Source organism: Pseudovibrio sp. W64, from assembly GCF_001623145.1.
Classification (GTDB): domain Bacteria; phylum Pseudomonadota; class Alphaproteobacteria; order Rhizobiales; family Stappiaceae; genus Pseudovibrio.
On sequence record NZ_LMCI01000023.1, the window covers coordinates 1 to 317 of the forward strand.

General features: G+C 58.0%; 1 protein-coding gene. It reads right to left on the reverse strand.

The annotated features are described in order from the left end of the window. Positions 1 to 193, reverse strand: a 193-nt coding sequence (locus PsW64_RS27780) for a hypothetical protein (protein ID WP_206599553.1), incomplete at its 3' end; no start/stop codon positions are given. Positions 194 to 317: the final 124 nt, after the last annotated feature.

The following is a 317-nucleotide window of genomic DNA, read 5'->3' on the forward strand; positions in this document are numbered from 1 at the left end:
CTTCATGAGTGTCCTGCTGGTCTGCGGCCGGGCGAAGTGTGCCCGCAGGCCAGCCTCTTCGTGTGTTTGAGTGGAAGCGATTGTGGGTGTGGCTCTGGATCCCGGAACTGCGCGTTGCTTGTCCGGGATGACGAGGGAGGGTGATTGCGTGAAGAGAAGGCGGTGGGCGTAGTTTTCGGCTGACGGGTTTCATGAGTATGCACAGAGGGGGATGCTGTTCCGGGCTGATGTTTGTTATATGCATGCGGAAAAGCGGCTTCCCCCGGTGTCTTCCCGGCCTTTGATGTACATACCGGAGACATAGGTGACAGGTGTTC